The sequence below is a fragment of the Ruegeria sp. C8 genome (assembly GCF_056537565.1).
Map to the genome: position 1 here is coordinate 91,184 of NZ_JBQFRV010000008.1, position 20,814 is coordinate 111,997.

General features: G+C 61.4%; 22 protein-coding genes. 14 read left to right on the plus strand and 8 right to left on the minus strand.

Annotated features, from left to right (window positions below; translation table 11 throughout):
* Window positions 1–3 precede the first annotated feature (3 nt).
* Window positions 4–3,405 (plus strand): efflux RND transporter permease subunit, encoded by a 3,402-nt coding sequence (locus ACR0KL_RS12260; protein ID WP_170678662.1) that lies wholly within the window; start codon window positions 4–6, stop codon window positions 3,403–3,405.
* Here the strand turns inward: ACR0KL_RS12260 and ACR0KL_RS12265 are convergent.
* A complete protein-coding gene (locus ACR0KL_RS12265) occupies window positions 3,402–3,821 on the minus strand; it encodes an NUDIX hydrolase (RefSeq protein WP_170639865.1) in 420 nt (139 codons plus the stop codon). The genes ACR0KL_RS12260 and ACR0KL_RS12265 overlap by 4 nt on opposite strands.
* A 4-nt stretch (window positions 3,822–3,825) precedes the next feature.
* The gene (locus tag ACR0KL_RS12270; protein WP_170678664.1) at window positions 3,826–4,638 is read right to left on the minus strand and encodes a protein-disulfide reductase DsbD domain-containing protein; all 813 of its coding nucleotides are present in this window, start codon (window positions 4,636–4,638) and stop codon (window positions 3,826–3,828) included.
* 145 nt (window positions 4,639–4,783) lie between these two features.
* Between ACR0KL_RS12270 and ACR0KL_RS12275 the strand changes: the two genes are divergently transcribed.
* Entirely contained in the window at window positions 4,784–5,338 is a 555-nt protein-coding gene (locus ACR0KL_RS12275; protein WP_170666785.1) for a YqgE/AlgH family protein, read from the plus strand.
* Here ACR0KL_RS12275 and ACR0KL_RS12280 read toward each other — a convergent pair whose 3' ends face one another.
* Window positions 5,339–6,286, minus strand: coding sequence for an L-threonylcarbamoyladenylate synthase (locus ACR0KL_RS12280; protein WP_170678668.1), 948 nt, complete (start codon window positions 6,284–6,286; stop codon window positions 5,339–5,341).
* A 129-nt stretch (window positions 6,287–6,415) separates the two neighbouring features.
* Between ACR0KL_RS12280 and ACR0KL_RS12285 the strand changes: the two genes are divergently transcribed.
* The 7 genes from ACR0KL_RS12285 to ACR0KL_RS12315 all read left to right on the plus strand — a co-directional run bounded on the left by ACR0KL_RS12285 (window position 6,416) and on the right by ACR0KL_RS12315 (window position 12,914).
* Window positions 6,416–8,119, plus strand: coding sequence for an acyl-CoA dehydrogenase (locus ACR0KL_RS12285; RefSeq protein ID WP_480777085.1), 1,704 nt, complete (start codon window positions 6,416–6,418; stop codon window positions 8,117–8,119).
* Window positions 8,119–9,165 carry an MBL fold metallo-hydrolase gene (locus ACR0KL_RS12290; protein WP_170642866.1) on the plus strand — a complete coding sequence of 349 codons (1,047 nt, stop codon included), beginning with the start codon at window positions 8,119–8,121 and terminating at the stop codon, window positions 9,163–9,165. Before ACR0KL_RS12285 ends, ACR0KL_RS12290 begins: the two co-directional genes overlap by 1 nt.
* 3 nt (window positions 9,166–9,168) lie before the next feature.
* Window positions 9,169–9,621 carry a DUF6173 family protein gene (locus ACR0KL_RS12295; protein ID WP_480777086.1) on the plus strand — a complete coding sequence of 151 codons (453 nt, stop codon included), beginning with the start codon at window positions 9,169–9,171 and terminating at the stop codon, window positions 9,619–9,621.
* Between the two features lie 55 nt (window positions 9,622–9,676).
* Window positions 9,677–11,515, plus strand: coding sequence for a glycerophosphodiester phosphodiesterase (locus ACR0KL_RS12300; protein WP_170678672.1), 1,839 nt, complete (start codon window positions 9,677–9,679; stop codon window positions 11,513–11,515).
* Window positions 11,502–12,062, plus strand: a complete 561-nt coding sequence (locus ACR0KL_RS12305) for a hypothetical protein (RefSeq protein WP_170678674.1) — start codon at window positions 11,502–11,504, stop codon at window positions 12,060–12,062. The genes ACR0KL_RS12300 and ACR0KL_RS12305 overlap by 14 nt, the downstream gene beginning before the upstream one ends.
* A 67-nt stretch (window positions 12,063–12,129) precedes the next feature.
* Window positions 12,130–12,264, plus strand: coding sequence for an aa3-type cytochrome c oxidase subunit IV (locus tag ACR0KL_RS12310; protein ID WP_170379077.1), 135 nt, complete (start codon window positions 12,130–12,132; stop codon window positions 12,262–12,264).
* Window positions 12,265–12,281: 17 nt separating this feature from the next.
* Window positions 12,282–12,914: a hypothetical protein gene (locus ACR0KL_RS12315; protein WP_170553704.1), complete on the plus strand. Its 633-nt coding sequence runs from the start codon at window positions 12,282–12,284 to the stop codon at window positions 12,912–12,914.
* Here the strand turns inward: ACR0KL_RS12315 and ACR0KL_RS12320 are convergent.
* On the minus strand, window positions 12,903–13,235 hold the full coding sequence (locus ACR0KL_RS12320) for an AzlD domain-containing protein (protein WP_170469111.1): 333 nt from the start codon (window positions 13,233–13,235) through the stop codon (window positions 12,903–12,905). The two genes, ACR0KL_RS12315 and ACR0KL_RS12320, sit on opposite strands and share 12 nt — an antisense overlap.
* A complete protein-coding gene (locus ACR0KL_RS12325; RefSeq protein WP_170379071.1) occupies window positions 13,232–13,948 on the minus strand; it encodes an AzlC family ABC transporter permease in 717 nt (238 codons plus the stop codon). Before ACR0KL_RS12325 ends, ACR0KL_RS12320 begins: the two co-directional genes overlap by 4 nt.
* Before the next feature lie 49 nt (window positions 13,949–13,997).
* Between ACR0KL_RS12325 and ACR0KL_RS12330 the strand changes: the two genes are divergently transcribed.
* From ACR0KL_RS12330 to ACR0KL_RS12350, 5 genes are read left to right on the plus strand one after another with little or no spacing between them, the layout of a single operon-like run.
* The gene (locus ACR0KL_RS12330) at window positions 13,998–14,888 is read left to right on the plus strand and encodes a formate dehydrogenase accessory sulfurtransferase FdhD (RefSeq protein ID WP_170640026.1); all 891 of its coding nucleotides are present in this window, start codon (window positions 13,998–14,000) and stop codon (window positions 14,886–14,888) included.
* Between the two features lie 4 nt (window positions 14,889–14,892).
* Window positions 14,893–15,534, plus strand: coding sequence for a molybdenum cofactor guanylyltransferase MobA (gene mobA, locus ACR0KL_RS12335; protein WP_170678964.1), 642 nt, complete (start codon window positions 14,893–14,895; stop codon window positions 15,532–15,534).
* Window positions 15,531–16,022, plus strand: a complete 492-nt coding sequence (mobB, locus tag ACR0KL_RS12340; protein ID WP_480777087.1) for a molybdopterin-guanine dinucleotide biosynthesis protein B — start codon at window positions 15,531–15,533, stop codon at window positions 16,020–16,022. Before mobA ends, mobB begins: the two co-directional genes overlap by 4 nt.
* Window positions 16,023–16,042: 20 nt before the next feature.
* Window positions 16,043–18,088, plus strand: coding sequence for a molybdopterin-binding protein (locus ACR0KL_RS12345; RefSeq protein ID WP_170678968.1), 2,046 nt, complete (start codon window positions 16,043–16,045; stop codon window positions 18,086–18,088).
* Window positions 18,085–18,678 carry a GNAT family N-acetyltransferase gene (locus ACR0KL_RS12350; RefSeq protein ID WP_480555105.1) on the plus strand — a complete coding sequence of 198 codons (594 nt, stop codon included), beginning with the start codon at window positions 18,085–18,087 and terminating at the stop codon, window positions 18,676–18,678. The genes ACR0KL_RS12345 and ACR0KL_RS12350 overlap by 4 nt, the downstream gene beginning before the upstream one ends.
* Here the strand turns inward: ACR0KL_RS12350 and ACR0KL_RS12355 are convergent.
* The 3 genes from ACR0KL_RS12355 to ACR0KL_RS12365 form a co-directional block, all read right to left on the minus strand.
* Window positions 18,675–19,664 (minus strand): hypothetical protein, encoded by a 990-nt coding sequence (locus tag ACR0KL_RS12355; RefSeq protein ID WP_170678678.1) that lies wholly within the window; start codon window positions 19,662–19,664, stop codon window positions 18,675–18,677. The two genes, ACR0KL_RS12350 and ACR0KL_RS12355, sit on opposite strands and share 4 nt — an antisense overlap.
* Window positions 19,665–19,679: 15 nt before the next feature.
* On the minus strand, window positions 19,680–20,150 hold the full coding sequence (greA, locus tag ACR0KL_RS12360) for a transcription elongation factor GreA (protein ID WP_170379061.1): 471 nt from the start codon (window positions 20,148–20,150) through the stop codon (window positions 19,680–19,682).
* Window positions 20,151–20,384: 234 nt separating this feature from the next.
* Window positions 20,385–20,765 carry a VOC family protein gene (locus ACR0KL_RS12365; protein WP_170678972.1) on the minus strand — a complete coding sequence of 127 codons (381 nt, stop codon included), beginning with the start codon at window positions 20,763–20,765 and terminating at the stop codon, window positions 20,385–20,387.
* Window positions 20,766–20,814: the final 49 nt, after the last annotated feature.

Consider the following 20,814-nt stretch of genomic DNA (forward strand, 5'->3'; position numbering starts at 1 on the left):
GCCATGATGCGCGAAATTCCCAGCGCTGCCGGAGGTATCCTGAGCTATTTCACCCGCCACAAAACTGTGGCCAACCTTCTGTTGCTGGTGATGCTGGTTCTGGGGGCGGCGGCCATTCCGAATATGCGTGCACAGTTCTTTCCGGATGTGGTTCTGGAACGAGTCGACGTGAATGTCGAATGGGAAGGGGCCGGTCCCGAAGATGTCGACAATGGCATCGTCCAACTGCTCGAACCTGAATTGCTGGCGGTCGAAGGCGTGGCAAGCACCACGGCGACCTCTCGTGAAGGCTCTGCCAGTATCCGGCTGGAGTTCGAGCCGAACTGGGACATGTCCCGCGCCGTTGAGGAGGTGCGCACCGCCGTCGACAGCGTCACCAATCTGCCCGAAGATGCCGAAGAGCCCACGATCCGACGGGGGGCCTGGCGCGATCGGGTGACAGATGTTGTCGTCACCGGCCCGGTTGATCCGGACCAACTGGCCAAGTTCACCGATGAGCTGATCAACCGCCTGTTTGCCGCTGGCGTGACCCGGACAACGATCCGCGGTCTGGCCGCCCCGCGTGTGGTGGTTGAGGTGCCCACAGCGCAGCTGATTGCCAATGATGTGGCTTTGGCCGACATCGCCTCGGCTATTTCGGCTGAGGTCAATGCCAGCCCAGCGGGGGACGTGACGGGCGCCAACGCGCGCATCCGGACCGGCGCAGAAAAGCGTACGCCGGAAGAGATCGAGACCATCGCTCTGAGGACCTTTGCGGACGGATCGAAACTGTTTGTCGGCGACGTGGCGCAGATCCGGGTGGAAGGGGTCAATCGCAACCGCAGTTACTTTGTCGGCGACAACCCGGCCATGTCGGTACGGGTGGACCGGTCCAATCTGGGGGATGCCATCGCGATCCAGCACACGGTCGAGGATGTGGTGAGCGAGATGCAGGCCAGCCTGCCCGAAGGTGTCTCGGTCGAGATGATCCGTACCCGCGCGCAGGCCATTACCGACCGTCTGGATATTCTGATCGACAACGGTCTGGTCGGCCTTGGCCTTGTCGTGTGTCTGCTGTTCCTGTTCCTGAACGCACGCATTGCTTTCTGGGTTGCGGCGGGTATTCCGGTTGCGATGTCGGCAGCGATTGCGCTGATGTATATCGGTGGTTTGTCGCTGAACATGGTGTCTCTGTTCGGTCTGATCATCACGCTTGGGATCGTGGTGGATGACGCAATCGTTGTGGGCGAACACGCCGATTTCCGAGCCCGCCGATTGGGGGAGCCGCCTATCGTGGCCGCCGAACGCGCCGCCCGCCGGATGGCCATGCCGGTTTTTGCCGCCACGATCACCACCGTGATCGCCTTTTTCGGCCTGACCCTTGTGGGTGGCCGGTTCGGAGAGTTGATCCGTGATATCCCCTTTACGGTGATCGCGGTGCTAGCGGCCTCACTCATCGAATGCTTCCTGATCCTGCCGAACCACATGTCCCACGCCATTGCACATTCGGCCAAGGAACACTGGTATGACCTGCCCAACCGGGTGGTGAACCGGGGCTTCCGTTGGGTGCGGGACACTCTGTTTCGCCCCTTTATCGGCTGGGTCATCTGGGCGCGCTATGTCGTGGTTGCACTGATGCTGGTGATCCTGGCGACGCAGGCTGCCCTGTTCATTCGCGGCGATGTGAACTGGCGGTTTTTCAACGCGCCCGAGCGTGGCTCGGTCACCGGCAATTTCATCATGGCCGAAGGGGCAACCCGCGCCGACACGATTGCCATGATGCGCGAATTGCAGCGCGCCACCGAAGAGTTGGGTCAGATCTACGAGGACCGCCACGGGCGCAATCCTCTGGAATATGTTCTGGCCGAGGTTGGCGGCAGTGCGGGGTTCGGTCTGTCCGCGGCCGAGGGCAAGGATGACGATCTGCTGGGCGGTATCTCGATCGAGCTGATCGACGCCGACCTGCGCCCCTATTCCAGCTTCGAATTTGTGGGCGAGTTACAGGATTTCGTCCCTCGCCATCCCAAGGTTGAGCTGCTGAGCTTCAGGGGTTGGCGTTCGGGTCCCGGAGGGGACGCGATTGATGTGCAGTTCTACGGCGCGGATGTAGACACGCTGAAAGCCGCCTCTGAGGACTTGCAGACCGAATTGTCAAAATACCCCGAGGTCTCGGCGCTTGAGGACAATCTGGCCTATGACAAAGAGGAATACATCCTCGACCTGACGGCACAGGGTCAGGCGCTGGGCTTCCGCATCGAAACGCTGGGCCGCGTGCTGCGCAACCGGTTGAACGGGATCGAGGCCGCGACCTTCCCCGACGGCCCCCGCAGCGCTGAAATCCGCGTGGAACTGCCCGAGGGCGAGCTGACCGCCGATTTCCTGGAACGCACCCTCATGCGCACGCCAGACGGGGTCTATGTCCCGCTGGCCGACATCGTCTCGGTTGAGCGTAAATCAGGCTTTTCGACCGTCCGGCGCGAGAACGGGCTGCGGGTGATTTCGGTGAATGGCGACATCTCCGAGGATGACCCCGCCCGCGCTGCCGAAATCGGGCGCGCAATGAACGAAGAGATACTGCCGCGCATTGCGGGCGAATATCAGGTCGACTGGCGCATGGCGGGCTTGAGCGAACAAGAGGACGAGTTCCTGTCCGAGGCGCGCACCGGTCTGATTCTGTGCCTGACCGGCATCTATCTTGTTCTGGCTTGGGTGTTTGCCAGCTGGTCGCGGCCTCTGGTGGTGATGTCGATCATTCCGTTTGGCTTGGTGGGCGCGATCTGGGGGCACTACATTTGGGACGTGCCGCTAAGCATGTTCACCGTTGTCGGGCTGTTGGGTATGACGGGCATTATCGTCAACGACTCGATTGTCCTTGTGACCACGATTGACGGCTATCAGCAGGAGAGGGGGTTGGTGCCCTCGATCATCGAAGGCACAGCCGACCGGTTGCGTCCTGTGATGCTGACCACGCTGACGACGGTGCTGGGGCTAACGCCACTGCTTTATGAGGGCTCGCAACAGGCGCAGTTCCTCAAGCCGACTGTGATCACGCTGGTTTATGGGCTGGGCTTCGGAATGGTCTTGGTGCTGGTACTGGTGCCCGCTCTGCTGGCGATCCTGAACGATTTCGCGCGTCCAATGACCGCGATGCGTCGGGCGATCTATGCGCGGGACCGTGTGGTGCAGGCCGCCCTTGGCGCGACCGCTTTGGCGCTGTTGCTCTGGTTCGGCGTGACGCTGGTCTGGCCAATGGTTTCAGGTGCGCCTTTAGACCCATTGGTTGGTCTGTACGGAGGCGCAGAGGCCCCCGAGATTCTGCGCATGGGGCTAGGGGCGTTTGTAGCCGGAGCGATCCCCATCGTGATCCTGAGCGTACTGCTGTCCGGGATGTTCTATGCCAGGTTCAAAAACCGGGCCGGGGCCTAGTGTGCCTTTAGCGCAAGCTGCAAAAGGCTGGCCACACGGTTGCTCATCGGCAGGTCGCCTTTGAGGATCTGCTCGATAGGAAACCATTGCGCGTCCAGCGCGTCATCCCCTGCCAAGGGCGTACCCGATTGATAACGGCAAGCCACCCCGACCAGCAAATAGTGCGACAAGACCTGCCCATCCGTATCCCTACGCAGCAGATCTAGATTGTCCAGATAATGCAGCGGTTCAGCCGCGACCGATGTTTCCTCAAGCAATTCCCGTTCTGCGGCCTGAAGGACGGTTTCACCCCATTCCACATGGCCGCCGGGAAACCCCCACAGGCCTCGATCCGGTTCCTTGCTGCGTTGCACTAGCAGAACGTTTTCCTGATGCAGGACAACGGCCAGCGCACCGATCTTGGGGGATTGCGTCATAGGGTCAGCCTGCAGAGCATCCCTGAATGTCCACAGCGTGGTTGGCGCCCAGAACCGTGATCCGAATCTCGGACCGATCCAGCGCAAAAGGTGCGCCCGAGGCGCTGATCACCTCGGATCGGGCAATCAGTGTGGCACCCTGCCGCTGCGTTTCGGGTTGCGAGGCCCAAAGGACCGGGTTCCCCGGCTCGATCACCGCAACCTCTTGCCCGCCGGCCGAAGGCATGGTCACCCGCGCCTCGATCTGCATACCGTCCGAGGTTGGGGTCAGATGGCAGCTGGCCTTTGCCACACGCGCTTCGCGGGCCGAGTAGGGGCGTTGCGCCAAAGCGGCTGCGATTGCGGGGTTGCGACCTGCATCAGAGTCAACCTTGTGGTCGAAATCTAGACGCTGCGGGATGCAAACGTCCTTGCACACCCCCAGATCCATCTCACCCCGCAGGCGCACAGGTTTGGCGGGGTTCTTTGGGGTAATCTCGACCGGCAGTACCAGTTGATCCTCGTAGCCGATGGATTTCAGGCCGTTCTGGTCGAAAATCTCCGGCGCGGGCCAGGTGATACGCACATCGCCCACGTTTCCGGACCCGCTCCAATCGAATTGCGGCGGGATCCCGGCGTCGCCCGGCGCGCGCCAATAGGTCTTCCAACCCTCTTTCAGGGTCAGACGTAGCGCGCCCAGATAGGTCCCATTGGCCGTGCGTCCTCCGTCCAGAACATCCAGCGCTACAACCCCGTCCAAACCCTGCGCCGAGGCGGGTGCGGACAGGCCCAGACAGGCGATCAGAAGGGCAACCGAGGATTTCATACGAGTCATCATACCCTATTACATGCGCCGTGCGGACCTGAAATCCAAGTCACGTTCGGGTCACCTTTGTGAAATCTGCTGAAATCAGCTTTGCTCCCTTGCCAATACCAGTGCCACAGGGTCATTGTTGAGGGGTAACGAGCAAGAGAAACCTCGCATGGACCTGACCGGAAAACTGTTGATTGCGATGCCGGGGATGGGCGATCCGCGCTTTGATCACTCGGTCGTGTATATCTGCAGCTACGGCGACGATGGCGCGATGGGGTTGATCATCAACAAACCCTCTGATCTGCGGTTCAAAACCCTGCTGGGGCAGCTCAACATCCCGTGTCGCATTCCCATCATAGGTGAGCGTCTGGTGCATTTCGGAGGCCCGGTCGAGATGTCGCGGGGCTTTGTACTGCATAGCTCCGACTATGATGCCAACCTGCACTCGATGCAGATTTCGGAAGACTTCAGCATGACGGCCACGCTCGATGTGTTAGAGGATATGGCCGCGGGGCGTGGCCCGCTGAACGCGATGCTGACGCTGGGCTATTCCGGCTGGGGGCCCGGCCAGCTGGAGGATGAGATCGCTATGAATGGCTGGCTGACGGCGGATGCATCCTCGGAGTTGGTGTTCGATGTGCCCGATGACGACAAATGGGAAAAGGCCCTTGCCACGCTGGGTGTCGACCCGCTGACCCTATCGGCCAGCGCTGGCCGTGCCTAGCTAACTGTCGCGCGGCGCGGCGGCGCGGCGTAGACGGTCATTGATCGCAGCCCCCAGCCCATGATCGGGGATCGGTGAGACGGCGATCGGACGCCCGGTTTCATTCAGGCTGTGTAGCGCGGCGAACAGATTGGCCGCAGCCTCGGTCAGATTGCTTGTTTCGGACAGGTTCATGTCACAGGTGACCGGGCCGAAGCCTAACAAAACCTCATCCCCCTGCACAATCTCAGCATTCAGTCGGACAGGCGCATCTGGCGCGTAGTGCGATTGCAACTGCCCCGGAGCGGTCAGTATATCCCCCGCTTTGTGCAGGTGAAGGCGGGTGTTCAGGACGGTCTCGATCTGTTCCAGCGCGACGCCTCCGGGGCGCAGCAGACTGGGCTCTCCGACCAGTCCGACGATGGTGGATTCCAACCCGACACCGCAGGGGCCGTCATCCAGAACGGCGGCGATCCGACCACCCAAGCCCGCATGCACATGGGCCGCTGTTGTCGGGCTGATCTGACCCGAGGGATTGGCCGAGGGTGCCGCAACCGGTCCGTCAACAGCCGCCAACAAAGCGCGCGCCGTAGGATGCGCGGGAACGCGCACCGCCAGAGTATCCAACCCTGCAGTAACCAGCGTCGACACCCCGTGCCCCGGCTTCAGCGGCAAAACCAAGGTCAGCGGACCGGGCCAGAACGCATTCGCCAAACGCTCGGCCTGATCCGACCATTGTACAAACCGCTGTGCCGCCTCGACCGAGGCGACATGGGCGATCAGCGGGTTGAAACTGGGCCGTCCCTTGGCCTCGTAGATCCCGGCCACGGCCTCACCGTTTCGGGCATCACCTCCCAGGCCATAGACCGTCTCGGTCGGGAAGGCGACCAGCAGGCCCTGACGCAACAGATCAGCGGCCCGGGCAATACCTTTGGGGTCAGCTGTCAGCTCAAGAGTGGTGGGGATCATATCTGGTGACGCCGCGTTTTGGTTGCTTGCAACATGGGGAAGAGTAGGTAATCCCAATACGCAAAGATGCATACCGGCGCTGATCGCAGATTCCAAGTGCGGCCGTGCCGACAGACCGCAAGGGAAGCCATGCCATACCGCGCCCCAGTTTCTGACTATGAATTCCTGTTCCGCCATGTGGTGGGTCTCGATCAGATCACGGCTACCGAGAGATTCGCTGACGCAACCCCGGATGTGGTCAGCGCGATCCTTACCGAAGCGGGAAAGATGTGCGAAGAGGTTCTTGCCCCGCTGCAACGCCCCGGTGATCTGGAACCCGCGCGTTTGGAAAACGGCGTCGTGCGCACCTCACCCGGATACTCGGACGGTTGGAAAGCCATCGCCGAAGGCGGGTGGATCGGGATGAGCGGCAGCCCCGATTATGGCGGCATGGGTCTGCCCATGGCCGTCACGTCGGCGGTCAACGAGATGATGAGCGCGGCCTGCCTGTCGCTGCAGGTGGCCCCCTTGATGTCGCAGGGTCAGATCGAAGCGCTTGAGGCGCATGCCAGTGACGAGCTCAAGGCGCTGTACCTGCCCAAGCTGATGTCTGGCGCCTATTCAGGAACGATGAACCTGACCGAGCCGCAGGCTGGCTCGGATGTGGGTGCCCTGACGACGCGGGCAGAACCCAAAGGGGACGGCACCTATGCGGTCACCGGGCAGAAGATCTATATCTCCTGGGGCGACAATGATTTCTGCGAGAATATCTGCCACCTGGTTTTGGCCCGTCTGCCCGACGCGGTTCCGGGCACCAAGGGGATTTCGCTGTTTTTGGTTCCAAAATACCTGCCCGACGCGCAGGGCAACCCCGGCGCTGCCAACGACCTGAGCGTCGTGTCGCTGGAACACAAGTTGGGCCTCCATGGCTCTCCGACCTGTGTCATGCAGTATGACGGGGCCACGGGTTGGCTGGTCGGGCAAGAGCACGGCGGTATGGCGGCCATGTTCACTATGATGAACAACGCACGTCTGGGTGTCGGCGGTGAGGGCGTTGGTGTCGCCGAGGGCGCGTATCAACACGCGCTGGCCTACGCGATGGAGCGGAAACAGGGCAAGACGCCCTCGGGCACGATCATCGACCACGCGGATGTGCGCCGGATGCTGACCGAAATGCGGGCGGATGTATTTGCGGCGCGGGCGATCATGCTGGCGAATGCCGCAGCGATTGATATGGCGCACGCGACCGAGGATGCCGACTGGGCTGCACGGGCGGCGCTGCTGACCCCAATTGGCAAGGCCTTTGGCACCCAGACCGGGATGCGCGTCGCCGAGACCGGCGTACAGGTTCATGGCGGCATGGGCTTCGTCGAAGAAGCAGGGGCAGCCCAGTACTACCGCGATGTCCGCGTGACCGCGATTTATGAGGGAACCAACGGCATCCAAGCAATGGATTTGGTCGCCCGCAAGATGATGGACGGTGGAGACGCTGCTGCCAGTTTGCTCGATGAGATCGAAGATCACGCCGAACAGGCCCGCTCCAAGATGCCTGATCTTGCCGGTCCGGTGTGGGAGGCTACGGAATCCCTGCGCGAAGCGACCGAATGGATGGTGGCGCAGGACAATATGAACGCGCGCTTTGCGGGTGCCGCGGCCTACCTGCGCGCCTTTGCACGGGTTTTGGGCGGGCACTACCATCTGGCCGCAGCCCTTGCCGATCCGGATGGCCCGCGGGCGCGGCTGGCGCGCTACTACATCAACGCCTTGCTGCCCGAATATCTCGGTCTGCTCGCGCAGGCGCAGAACGGGGCGGATGACCTCTTCGCCCTCAGCGTCGAGGATCTGGGCGCGTGATGGACGGCGTGGAGCTATCGGGCATCCGATACCCTTGGCCCGAGCCGCCCGCCCCCGGTGAAGCCATCGAGATAGCCGAGGGCGTGTTGTGGATGCGCCTGCCCTTGCCGATGGCGCTGGACCATGTGAATATCTACGCGCTGGACGATGGCGACGGGTGGACGGTGATTGACACCGGGATGTCCTCGAACAAAACGCGTCGCATCTGGGCTGAGCTGATGTCGGGTCCTCTGGCCGGAAAGCTCATTCGGCGCGCTGTTGTCACCCATCACCACCCCGACCACGTGGGCAATGCAGGCTGGTTTCAGGCCGAACATGGGGTCGAGCTGGTGACAAGCCGCACCGCATGGCTGTTTTCGCGGATGCTGACACTGGACGTGCAGGAGAACTGGCCGCACGAGACGCTGGATTTCTATCAAAGCGCCGGGATGGACCCTGCGTTTTTGGAAAAGCGCAAGGCCGATCGTCCGTTCAACTTTGCCGATACGGTCTATCCCATGCCCCTCGGCTTCACGCGGGTCAAACAGGGTGACGTGATCCGCATCGGTGGGCGCAACTGGGACGTGCATATGGGCAATGGTCACGCGCCCGAACATGTAACACTCTGGAGCCGCGATGATCATTTGGTGCTGAGCGGCGATCAGATCCTCGGCTCGATCAGCCCAAATCTGGGCGTCTATGCAACTGAACCCATGGCCGATCCGGTCTCAGACTGGATCGAGGCCTGCGAGCGGCTGCAAAAACTGGCTCGCCCGGATCATCTGGTTCTGGGGGGCCACAAATTGCCCTTCACCGGTCTGCCGCTGCGCATGCGTCAGCTGATCGAGAACCACCACGGCGCGCTAGAGCGTCTGCTGGAATATCTGGACCAACCCAAAGCCGCAGCCGAGTGCTTTGCGCCGCTCTTCAAGCGTACCATTCGTGAAGGCGAATACGGGCTGGCTCTGGTCGAAGCGGTTGCACATATGAACCATCTTCATCACAGTGGAGCTGTAACCCGGACGCGACGCGCGGACGGGGCGTGGACGTTTCAGCGCAAAGGGTGATGCATGCAGGACAAGATCGAAACCTCGGCCGAGGCTGCTGAAGCGGATGCCCTGCCGCGGTGCTATGAGGTTCACGCGGATTCCGAGGCCGAGTCCGGCACCCAACCCCTGCCGGGGCAGTTGAAAAAACCTGTTGAAACCAAAAGTGCCGCGCAATGGGCATATGAGCGTCTAATCCTCTATATCCAGAACTTCGAGAAAACACTGGATGGCGATCACGAGGTCGCAATGGGTTTCACCGGAGGTGACGCGGGTTTGATGCGGATTCAGGGGATGGGCTATTTCGACCCAGATATCATCACGTTCTTCGGCTCGGACGGAACGGGCGCGCGAACGCAGCTGGTGCAGCATGTCAGCCAGTTGAACGTGATGCTGCGCGCCTTGCCCAAATCGGTCGAGGACAAGCCCGCCAACCGCATCGGGTTCCGTCTGGCTGCGGATCTCGAAGACAGCTGACTTGCAATTCATGCCTGCACACCCTTGAATGCATGCATCATTCAAGGGTGTTTACATGTCCATTTTTTCAACCGTTACAAATGCCTATTCCGGCGCCTGGGCAAGACGCAGGGTCTTTGTGCCCATCTATCTTGCGGTACGGCTGCTGCTGATCGCACTGGTCGCGCCCGGTGTCGCTCTGGCGGTCAATCTGGCGGTTTCGCTGTCCGATCAGACTGCGCTGACGGATCAGGATATCGCGGCCTTCATCCTTTCGCCCGCCGGTTTCATCGCGGCCATCGTGGTGCTGAGCCTTTTTCTATTGGCCGAGGTGTTTGTCTTTGCGGTCATGGCAGCCTCTCTGCGGATGGGAGAGGCTGATCCGTGGCGCGCAGGCAGTGCGGCGATCGGCTTGGTCCTGTCGCGCCTGCCGTCGCTTTTTGGCTTTGCGGCCCGGTTTATTCTGCGGGTTCTGCTGTTGGCGCTGCCGTTTCTGGCGGTCGCGGCGTTGATCGCATGGTGGACGCTGACCGAATACGACATCAACTACTACCTGACCTTCCACCCGCCCGCCTTTATGGTGGCTGTGGCCCTGATCGGCGCAGTGGCTCTGGCCATGGCTTGGGTGCTGATCCGCAAGCTGTCGGGCTGGGCTCTGTCACTTCATCTGGTGCTGTTTGAAAACGTCCACCCGGCGCATGTGTTCAATATCAGCACGTCCCGGATGGAGGGCAAACGCGGGCGCTTGAAACTGGCCTTGGTCGCATGGCTGGCGATGCGCCTTGCGATTGCAGCGGCGATTGCATGGGTGGCCGGGCTTTTGTTTGGACTGGTGCCGTTGCAAGGCAGCAGTAACCTAAAATTGGCGCTGACCTATAGCCTCGCGATTGCAGGGCTGTGGTCTCTGGCCGGGCTGGTGCTGGCCGCCTCTGCGCTGGGCGCATTGGCGGTTCTGCTGGACAAGTTCTTTGAACCTCAGACGGATGAGCCGCCCCATCCCGCGCCGCGCCGCATGCAGGCCTCGCTGTTCACAGCGGTCGGGCTGGCGGCAGCTGCTCTTCTGCTGGGTGGCTGGTTCGGCCACAATCTGCTGGAACGCGTTCAAGCCGAGGATCATGCCGATGTTATTGGCCACCGGGGGGCTGCGGCGCTGCGGCCCGAAAACACCATGGCCTCCGTTCTTAAAGCGATCGAAGATGGTGCGGATTGGGTTGAGATCGACGTTCAGGAGACAGCCGATGGTGTTGTTATCGTGGCCCATGACAGTGACTTCATGAAACTGGCCGGGGTCCCGACCAAGATCTGGGACGCCACGATGGAGGATGTGGAATCCACCGACATCGGCAGCTGGTTTGGCCCTGAATATGCCGACCAACGCACCCCAACCCTGCGTGAGGTGCTGGAGGCGACAAAAGGCAAATCCAAAGTCATTATCGAGCTGAAATATTACGGCCACGACGTTGACCTGGAAAACCGGGTCGCCGCGTTGGTCGAAGAGTTCGAAATGCAGGACGACATCGCCACCATGTCGCTCAAATATCCGGCCGTGCAAAAGATGAAGGCGCTGCGCCCGGATTGGCGCGCGGGTGTGCTGGCTGCGACGGCAGTGGGCAACCTGGCGGGGCTGGAAGGCGATTTTGTTGCTGTGAACGCGGCAACCGTGTCTCCGGGACTGATCCGCTCGGTACACGCGGCGGGCAAGGAGATCTATGTCTGGACGGTGAACGACCCGCTGCAGATGTCGGCAATGGCCTCGATGGGGGTGGATGGGTTGATCACGGACCGCCCGGCCATGGCGCGCGAGGTTCTGCGCGTCCGCGCTGAGATGGGCCCGGCGGAACGCGTGCTACTTTGGCTGGCCACAACTTTCGGCATGACCGTCGATACCGAGGCGATGCGCGATGACAGCCCGTAATCTGGCGCTGGGTCTGTTTCTGCTGGCCAGCCCGGCCACGTCTCAAGACCTGATGCGCGCGGTCGAGATGCCCTCTCACCGCGCCATGATTGCACAACGCGGCCACGCCGAGCTGATCCCGTTCGAAACTGATGGATGCTCGGGCGGCTTGTCGGCCAGCTGGCGCTGGGTGGCCGATACGTTCCCTCAGATCGGTGAGTTGTATCAGGAACACCCGCCTTGGGAGTATTGCTGCGTGACCCATGACCGCGCCTATCACAACGCCGGTGGCGCGCAGACGGCCGCTGAAAGCTATGATGCACGCCTTGCTGCCGATCAGGCTTTGCAGGTCTGTGTCGAAACCCATGGCGAGACCCACGCGCAGGCCTATGCGGAACGCTATGACATGACGCCCGAGCAGATCCGCTCGGTCCATTCGCTGACCTCGGACGCCCTCTACGGCGCGGTCCGATTCGGTGGCGGCCCCTGCAGCGGACTGCCGTGGCGCTGGGGATTTGGCTATCCGGGGTGTTTTGTGTTGGGTGACAGGACCCCTGCGCTGGAATGACGTGGTGACAGGCCCGAAAATTTCGATTATCCAGCGGATAAACACGCGAACTGGGAATCTGAGACTCATGGCTGAACACAAGCACGGCGAAATGGACATCACCGTTCAAACCAAAACCTTTGAGGGCTTCATCAAGGCTACCGTCTGGTGCTGTGTCGCCATCGCGATACTGGCGTTCCTGCTGGCGCTTTACGCTTCCTAAATCTTTCGGGGTCGACCGTGTTCAGGATTTTGATCGCCTGCCTTTTGGCGGCAACAGTGGCTGGCTGCGCGAATTCTAAACGCCCTCAGGCAGAACAGGCTGAGATCGTATCGAGGTCCTACCGTGATCCTGGGCCGTCGACCCTGACGCTCTATACGATGATCAACACGCGCTCCGGTTCGGGGGCGCATACCTCGTTGATGATCGGTGCCAGCGAGAGGGTGATTTTTGACCCAGCAGGCTCGTTCCGGGCGGATATCGTTCCGGTGCGGGATGATGTTCTATACGGCATCACCCCAGCGGTTGAGCGCGCCTATCGCAGCTCTCACGCGCGCGAGACGCATTTTGCCCGCATCCAGACCATTCAGGTGACGCCGCAACAGGCTGAGATCGCGCTGCAATTGGCCAAGCAGACCGGGCCTGTCGCAGGGTCTTTTTGCGCCAATTCAACCGCGCGGCTGTTGCAGCAGGTACCCGGATTCGAGCAGATCGAAGTGACTTTCTTTCCGATCAAGCTTTCGGAACAGTTCGCCGAAATTCCCGGTGTCATCACTGAAGAATATCGCGAGAATGACGATGCCGATCTGCAAAAAGGTCTGGCAGCCAATAACGCCGCTCTGAACCAGCTGGACGCGGCTTCAAGCCAGTAGATAAAGCAGACCGTACAGTGTGGCCGCGCCGGAAAAGATCGCTGCCAGCACGTTTTTGGTGAACACTCCAACAGACAGCGTCACAGCCGCAGCCGCCATTCGGGCTGCATCCGGTTGGCCCTCGGTCGCGGCGGGCCATACGACCAGCGGCGCGATCAGCGCAGGCAGGATCGCCACGGCGGTGTAGCGCAGGTGGCGCAGCAGCCAGGGTGGCATCGGGCGGTCTCCGACAAAGCCGATGAACACAAAGCGCAGGGCAAAGCTGCCGATGGCCAGGCCGATAATGACGGTCCACATGGTGGTGGGGTCGATCTGCGTCATGCGTGCGCCTTTCTACGATCCAATATCACCTCGGCCTGAGCACCTGCGATCATGCCTGCGGTTCCGGCGATCAGCAGGCCCAGATTGAACGGCACGCTCACGGCCAGCAACGACACGACCAGCGCCACAAGGGCTGCAATGACATGGGGCAGCGTCCGCATCATCGGCCCCAGCATGGCCAGAAAGGTAATCGGCAGGGCGAAATCCAAAGCCCAGCTTTCTGGAATCCGGGTGCCCAAAACCGCGCCCAGATAGGTCGCCAGAATCCAGCACGGCGTGATCGGCGTGACCGAGCCGATGAAATACGCCATGCGCTGCGGCACGGTCATCTTCGGCTCTTTTTCGAACTGCACGATCGAGCAGGCATAGGATTGGTCAACCGTCAGATAGGCGGCGCAGGCCCTTTGCCACATGGGGGCAGCCCCCAGAAACGGCGTCAGTGAGGCTGAATACATCGCCACCCTCAAATTCACCGCAAGGGCCGAGGCCAGTACAATGGCTGTCGGTGCGTTCTCCTGCAGCAATTGTAGGGCGGTGAATTGCGCTGCTCCGGCGAAAACCGTGGCCGAGAAGGCGACGACCTGCACGATATCCAGCCCGGCCTCGGCGGCGAAAACCCCGAACAGGGTTCCAAAGGGAATCGCGACAAAAATGAAGGGTGTCCCGTCGCGAAACCCTTTCCAGAAGTATGACTTGGATGTGGCGTCTGCCATGGCTAAATCCTATGGTATTCGCAGCAGCAGTAGCGGTCTTGGGAAGGGGTTGCAATTGGTGACAGAACTGGACGTCTCGGACTACATCATCGCCCCCGATCCCGGCGCGGCCCGTTTGACGCGCGCCGTCGAAGGTGTGGACCAGAATGGCGAAGTCAGCCAGATTTCGGTGGTCGAAGAGCGCCCGCTGACGATCTTCCTCAATTCCCAGGAAATCGTGACCGCAATGACCATTGGCGACTATCCCGAGTATCTGGCGTTGGGCTTTCTGCGCAATCAGGGGATGCTGCTGGTTGATGATGAAATCACACGGGTCGACTATGACGATGACCTTGAAACCGTAGTGGTGCGGACGGCCCGTGAAACCTCGTATGAGGACAAACTGAAGAAAAAGACACGCACCAGTGGCTGCGCCGTTGGCACGGTCTTTGGGGACATGATGGAGGGGTTGGAGGACGTGCGCCTGCCGCAAGTGTCGGTCCGGACCTCGTGGCTTTACGATCTGGCCGCCAAGATCAATCGCACGCCGTCTTTGTACCTCGAGGCCGGTGCGATCCATGGCACGGTTCTCTGCCGTGAAAACCGACCGCTTGTGTATATGGAAGATGTAGGCCGCCACAACGCCGTCGACAAAATCGCAGGCTGGATGCTGTCCGAGAACGAGACGGCGGAGGACAAGATCCTCTACACCACCGGGCGTTTGACCTCGGAAATGGTGATCAAAACGGCGATGATGGGCATTCCGGTTCTGGCATCCCGGTCCGGTTTCACCGCGTGGGGCGTCGAGATCGCCCGCGAGGTCGGCCTGACCCTGATCGGCCGCATGCGTGGGCAGCGCTTTGTGTGCCTGTCAGGCGAGGACCGCCTGCTGCGCGACGTGGACCCGGCAAGCGTGGCCGCCGAGGACAAGAAACATCGCCGGAAAAGTGCCAATGGCTGATGGTATGACCAAACCCCTCGGAGTGATCCTCGCAGGTGGCCTTGCGACCCGGATGGGCGGTGGCGACAAAGGGCTTTTGCAGATCGGGGGACAGAGCTTGTTGTCTCATGTCATCGACCGGCTCGGCCAGCAGGTGGATGGCCTTGCGTTGAACGCCAACGGAGACGCAGTGCGGTTTGCGGAATGGAACCTGCCCGTTCTGCCGGACTCGATTGAAGGGTTTGCAGGCCCCTTGGCGGGGGTTCTGGCCGGGCTGGATTGGGCGGCAGAGCAGGGGGCTGACAGTATTGTCACCGCTGCTGCAGACACGCCGTTCTTCCCGCGTGATCTGGTGGTGCGGCTGACCGAGGTGGCTCAGGGTCAAACGGATCCTTTGGTCCTTGCCACGACGCCCCGTACCGGAGACGAGGCCTTGAAGTCAGGCGGCAAGAAGGTCAATCGGCACCCGACATTCGGCCTCTGGCCTGTGGCGCTGCGTGACGATCTGCGCGCCGCTTTGAACGACGGGCTGCGTAAGGTCGTACTGTGGACCGACAAGCATGACGGGCGCGAGGCGCTTTTTCCCGCAGACCCGTTCGATCCGTTCTTCAATGTCAACACACCGGACGACCTTGCACGCGCTGAAAAACTGTTGGAGCAGGCATGAGGATTTACGGCGTCACCGGCTGGAAGAACGCAGGCAAAACCGGGCTGATGGAGCGGCTGGTGGCCGAGATCACCGCACGCGGCTACACCGTCTCAACCGTCAAACACGCGCACCATTCCTTTGACGTCGATCAGCCGGGTCGCGACAGCCATCGCCACAGAATGGCAGGCGCGAGCGAGGTTCTTCTGGCCTCGGGTCAACGCGTCGCCCTGATGCAGGAGCTGCGCGGCGCGGATGAGCCTACGCTGGTCTCTCTGCTGGCCCGCCTCTCGCCGGTCGATCTGGTGTTGATCGAGGGCTATAAACGCGAACGCCACCCCAAGGTCGAGGCCTTCCGCGCAGAACCGGGCAATGACCTGATCGCCCCGTCGGATGACACGATCCGCGCTGTGGCCAGTGATACTCCGCTGGAGTTGGACCGACCCGTGTTCGATCTGAACGACACGGCGGCCATTGCGGATTTCATCCTCTCCGAGGTCGGTTTGTGAGCCTTTTCGATAGCTTTGCGATGGTTGATTGGTCCGGTGGCAACGACACTGGGCCGCGCCCTCGCAAAGATGCCATCTGGGGCTGTGTAGTGCGCGACGGCGCGGTGCAGGTATTGGACTACCTGCGCAACCGGGTGGTCGCCGAGGAGTGGCTGCACAGTCTGATCGACACTGAACTGTCTGCAGGTCGCCGCCTGATGCTGGGCTTTGATTTCCCCTTCGGCTATCCCGCAGGCTTTGCCAAGGCGATCACCGGAACACATGATCCGCTTGTCCTGTGGGACTGGTTTGAAGATCGGATTGAGGACTCTCCGAGCTCCAACAACCGCTTTGACCTCGCGGGGGAGATCAATTCGGGCTTTTGCGGCAAAGGCCCGTTCTGGATGAATGGCCTGCGGCGCGACATCGCTGGCCTGCCGCGCACGAAACAGGACTATCACAACCCGTTTCCGGATCGACGCGCGGTGGAGCATTTGGCCAAGGGCAGTTTTACCTGCTGGCAAATGGCAGGCGCAGGCACCGTCGGCGGACAGGTGATGATGGGTCTGCCCGTGTTGAACCGGCTCCGCCACACTTTCGCGGGCAAGATCGCCGTTTGGCCCTTTCAGCCACTGGATAAACCGGTGGCGTTTGTCGAGATCTGGCCCTCGCTCAACCTTGGTGCAGCGCCGCCAGATCGGATCAAGGATGCGTGGCAAGTCGAACAGGTTGCCTTGACTCTGTCGCTGATGACGGATCAGGAATTGGACAGACAGTTGAACGTTTCAGCCTCAGAGGAGGGGTGGATCTTGGGTGTAGCGCAGGACAAACCGAACATATCGCCTCCGCCATTGCGAAACGATTGTTTTGCTTTGCCCGCCGGGGTGAACTGGACGCCGGTGGATGATGCGCTCGCGTTGCTGCGGGATCGTTTGCGCCCCGTCACAGGGGCCGAGGTTGCGCCGCTTGCGCAGGCGATGGGTCGCGTTCTGGCCGAGGACGTCGTGGCGCAACGTTCGAACCCGCCGCAGCCCAACACGGCAGTGGATGGCTATGGGTTCGCAGGCCCCGCTGCCGAAGGCGCGCAGGTGATGCCGCTGACCGAAGGGCGTGCAGCGGCGGGTATTCGGTTCGATGGCACGGTGCCTGCTGGCCGCGCGTTGCGAATCCTGACTGGCGCGGCCCTGCCCGAAGGCGTGGACACGGTCATCTTGGAAGAGGACGTGACGGTTCAGGACGGCCATATTGCCTTCCACGGCCCGTTGAAGCAGGGAGCAAACACGCGTCGCGCGGGGGAAGATATAGCGGCGGGTGAGGTCGCCCTGACAGCCGGTCGCAAGCTGACACCGGCCGACATGGCGCTTTTGTCAGCGGTCGGTATTTCCAAGGTGGCCGTGCGCAAACCTCTGCGCGTGGCCGTTCTGTCCACCGGGGATGAGCTTGTCGAGCCGGGCGAGACAGCAGGTGTCGGGCAGATATATGACGCGAACCGGCCAATGCTGCTGTCTTTGATCGACCGCATGGGATTTGTGCCGGTCGATCTGGGACGTGTCGCCGACGACCGCGAAACCCTAAGGGTAAGGTTGGATGAGGCCGCAACGCAAGCCGATGTGATCCTGACCAGCGGCGGCGCTTCGGCAGGGGATGAGGACCATGTCTCGGCCCTGCTGCGCGAGGCGGGCGCAATGCAGGAATGGCGTATTGCCCTCAAACCCGGTCGCCCTCTGGCTCTGGGCATGTGGTCGGGTACACCGGTTTTTGGCCTGCCCGGCAACCCGGTGGCCGCCAAGGTCTGTACCTTGATCTTCGCTCGCCCGGCCCTGTGCCAGATGTCGGGGCAGGGGTGGGAGGAACCACAGGGCTTCGAAGTGCCCGCCGGTTTTGAGAAACGCAAGAAACCCGGTCGCCGCGAATATCTGCGCGCGCGTATTCGCGAGGGGCGGGTCGAGGTTTTCCACTCGGAAGGCTCTGGCCGGATCAGCGGGCTAAGCTGGGCCGAGGGGCTGGTCGAGATCGAAGACGGCGCGCGCCACATTCAACCGGGCGATCTGGTGCGCTTTATCCCTTACGGCAGTTTTGGACTGTGACGGTCACGGTTTCCAAAGGGTTCAGTGAGGCTGAAAGGCCCCAAGCCGCAGCCCTGTTCTGGCAGGCCTTTGCGGCCAAGCTGCACAAGGTGATGGGGCCGGATGAAAAAGGTTTGGCCTTCTTTGAAACGGCCCTCGACCCGGAATTCGCGCTGGTTGCGCGTGACGCTGATGGCCGGATGCTTGGCCTTGCGGGGTTCAAGACCAACAAAGGCGGCTTGGCGGGCGGCAGCCTGTCGGACCTCGCCCGCGCCTATGGCTGGTTCGGGGCGCTCTGGCGTGGTGTGGTTCTGAGCGTGTTGGAGCGTGATCTGCAGCCCGGTGTGTTCCAGATGGACGGCATCTTTGTCGCGGCTGGGGCCCGCGGGAGGGGCATTGGCACAACGCTGCTCTGTGCCATCAAGGCTGAGGCGCAGCGACGTGGTATGGCCGAAGTGCAGTTGGATGTGATCGATACCAATCCACGCGCGCAGGCCTTGTACGAGCGCGAAGGGTTCAAACCTGTGGGTGTTGAGAAGACGGGTCCATTTCGGCACCTGTTCGGCTTCAGCCGCGCCACCAAGATGAGCTGGCCTGTGCCTGCCGCCTAGTCGAAGGTTCCGGCCACACGCCCCAGCAGCATGAAGGCCCTTGCGGTTCTTGTATCACCAAGGGCGGTCAGTTCCGCGTCGCTGGCATTGGCTTCGAATTCGACGATCATGTTGTCGAACCGGCGCAGGAAATGGTGCGCCGCATCCCGGAAGATCGGATCCTGTTTCATCCGCGCTGCCGTCAGCGCCAGCGACGAACGATCCCGAATCCCGCCCAAAGCCGCGACCGAGCGTCCACGTGCGCCCTGCGCAAACTGACGCCAGACCTCGGGGCGTGCCATATCGGGTCGGAGGTCATCCATATAGATGCCCTCCTGGCTGAGCAGGGTCAGAACATCCTGCGAGGCCTGCACCAGTTTGGAGGCTTTTCGATCCTTCAAGGCCATCCGAAGCGCGGTGAAGCCTTCGGTGTCTTTCTCGGTCTCGGGGAAGTTCAGCGCGCGGATGAAGGTATCGGTGGTCAGCGGCGGTGTGATCTCTTCAGCGGTGGTGCCCAGCGCCAGCGAGGTCTGTCCTCCTTGCGCAGGTGGGTCGACCTGCAAGGGTTCACGCCGCTTGCTGGAGAAGGTGGCAAGCGCGTCCTCGGCCTTTTTCGTCACAGCGGCGATTTCGTCCAGCTTCTTGGACACCGTCGGCTCATACGAGCTGGCGGCGCGCTGTTGCTGAACGACATAGGCCTGACGGATCGCATCAATCGCGGTTTGCAACCGTGCGCTTTCCTCGCGCATGACGCGGCTGGCACGCATCGCCGTTGCGGCAACCCAAATCATCGCTACCGGCAAGAAAACCGCCAATAGGGTCACAATGAACCCGCCACCCTGTGTCTGGTCGGGCAGAACAAGGAATACGACCGAGACCACCAGCCAGATGACACTCAGCACCCCGGCGGCAATCTCGATCGAGGTCACAGACGGGCGCTGAGGGCGATCATAGATGCCCAGCGAGGTTGGCCGTTCGCTTTCCTGGTCAGGTTGTGGCCCCGACATGACAGACCCTCCGGGTCAGGCGAATTCGATGTTGAGAACTTCGTAAGAGCGGACACCGCCGGGGGTGCGCACCTCGACACTGTCACCTTCGTCCTTGCCGATCAGGGCACGGGCCATGGGCGACTTGATGTTCAGTAGGCCTTTTTCGATATTGGCCTCGTATTCACCTACGATCTGCCAGGTCTTTTCCTCATCGGTGTCTTCATCGACCAGCGTCACCTTGGCGCCGAACTTGATTGCGCCTGACAGTTTGGCCGGATCAATCACGTCGGCCAGCGACAGGATGCCCTCAAGCTCCTTGATGCGGCCTTCGATGAAGCCCTGCTTTTCACGGGCCGAGTGGTATTCGGCGTTTTCCTTCAAATCGCCCAGTTCGCGGGCCGAAGCGATGGCTTCGATGATCGCCGGGCGCTCGACGGATTTGAGGTTTTTCAGCTCCGCCTCGAGCGCGGCATTGCCCGCAGGCGTCATTGGAATTTTTTCCATAATCTTGTTGTCCACGCATAAATTGAGCCGCCCCGCCGCGGGGAAAGCGTCGGGGCGAATGATGGGTCGTTCAGTACCTGACCTAAATGGAGCGTGAAATGCAAGAGGCCAAGAGGGCGTCACACGTCGATTTGCGACTTAGCGCCGTTCCGCTGAGGCGGTTCGCGCCTGTGGCGGTGATCCGGGGGCTTGTTCCTGCGCCACCGCTGTGACGGGGTGCAGAGCCACAACATCTCAATCATATTGCACCACCTCGAACTCGATCCCGTTGTCATCGTTGAAATAGAACCGCTTGCCCGGCTCATAATCGGCGTGGTTATGCGGTGTAAAACCTGCCGCGCGCACCTTGGCCTCGGTCGCATCGATATCCTCGACCAGAACGCCCACATGGTTCAGGCCGCCGACCACGTCGTAGCTGCTTTCGTTTGATGGCTCGGGGTGTTCGGGGCGGTAGAGGGCAAGATAGGTGTGTTTTGTGCCCACATGCACCGTATAGCCGCCCGCCATCGCGGCGCCTTCCCAACGGATGTCCCATCCAAACACTTTGTGCATCCAGGCGGCCGAGGCTTTGGGATCGTTGACGGTAAAGTTGGTGTGTTCAAGCGAGGCCATCATGGCAGGTCCTTTCATTTTTCAGGCTTGTCACGACTCAGCGTAATTCCTA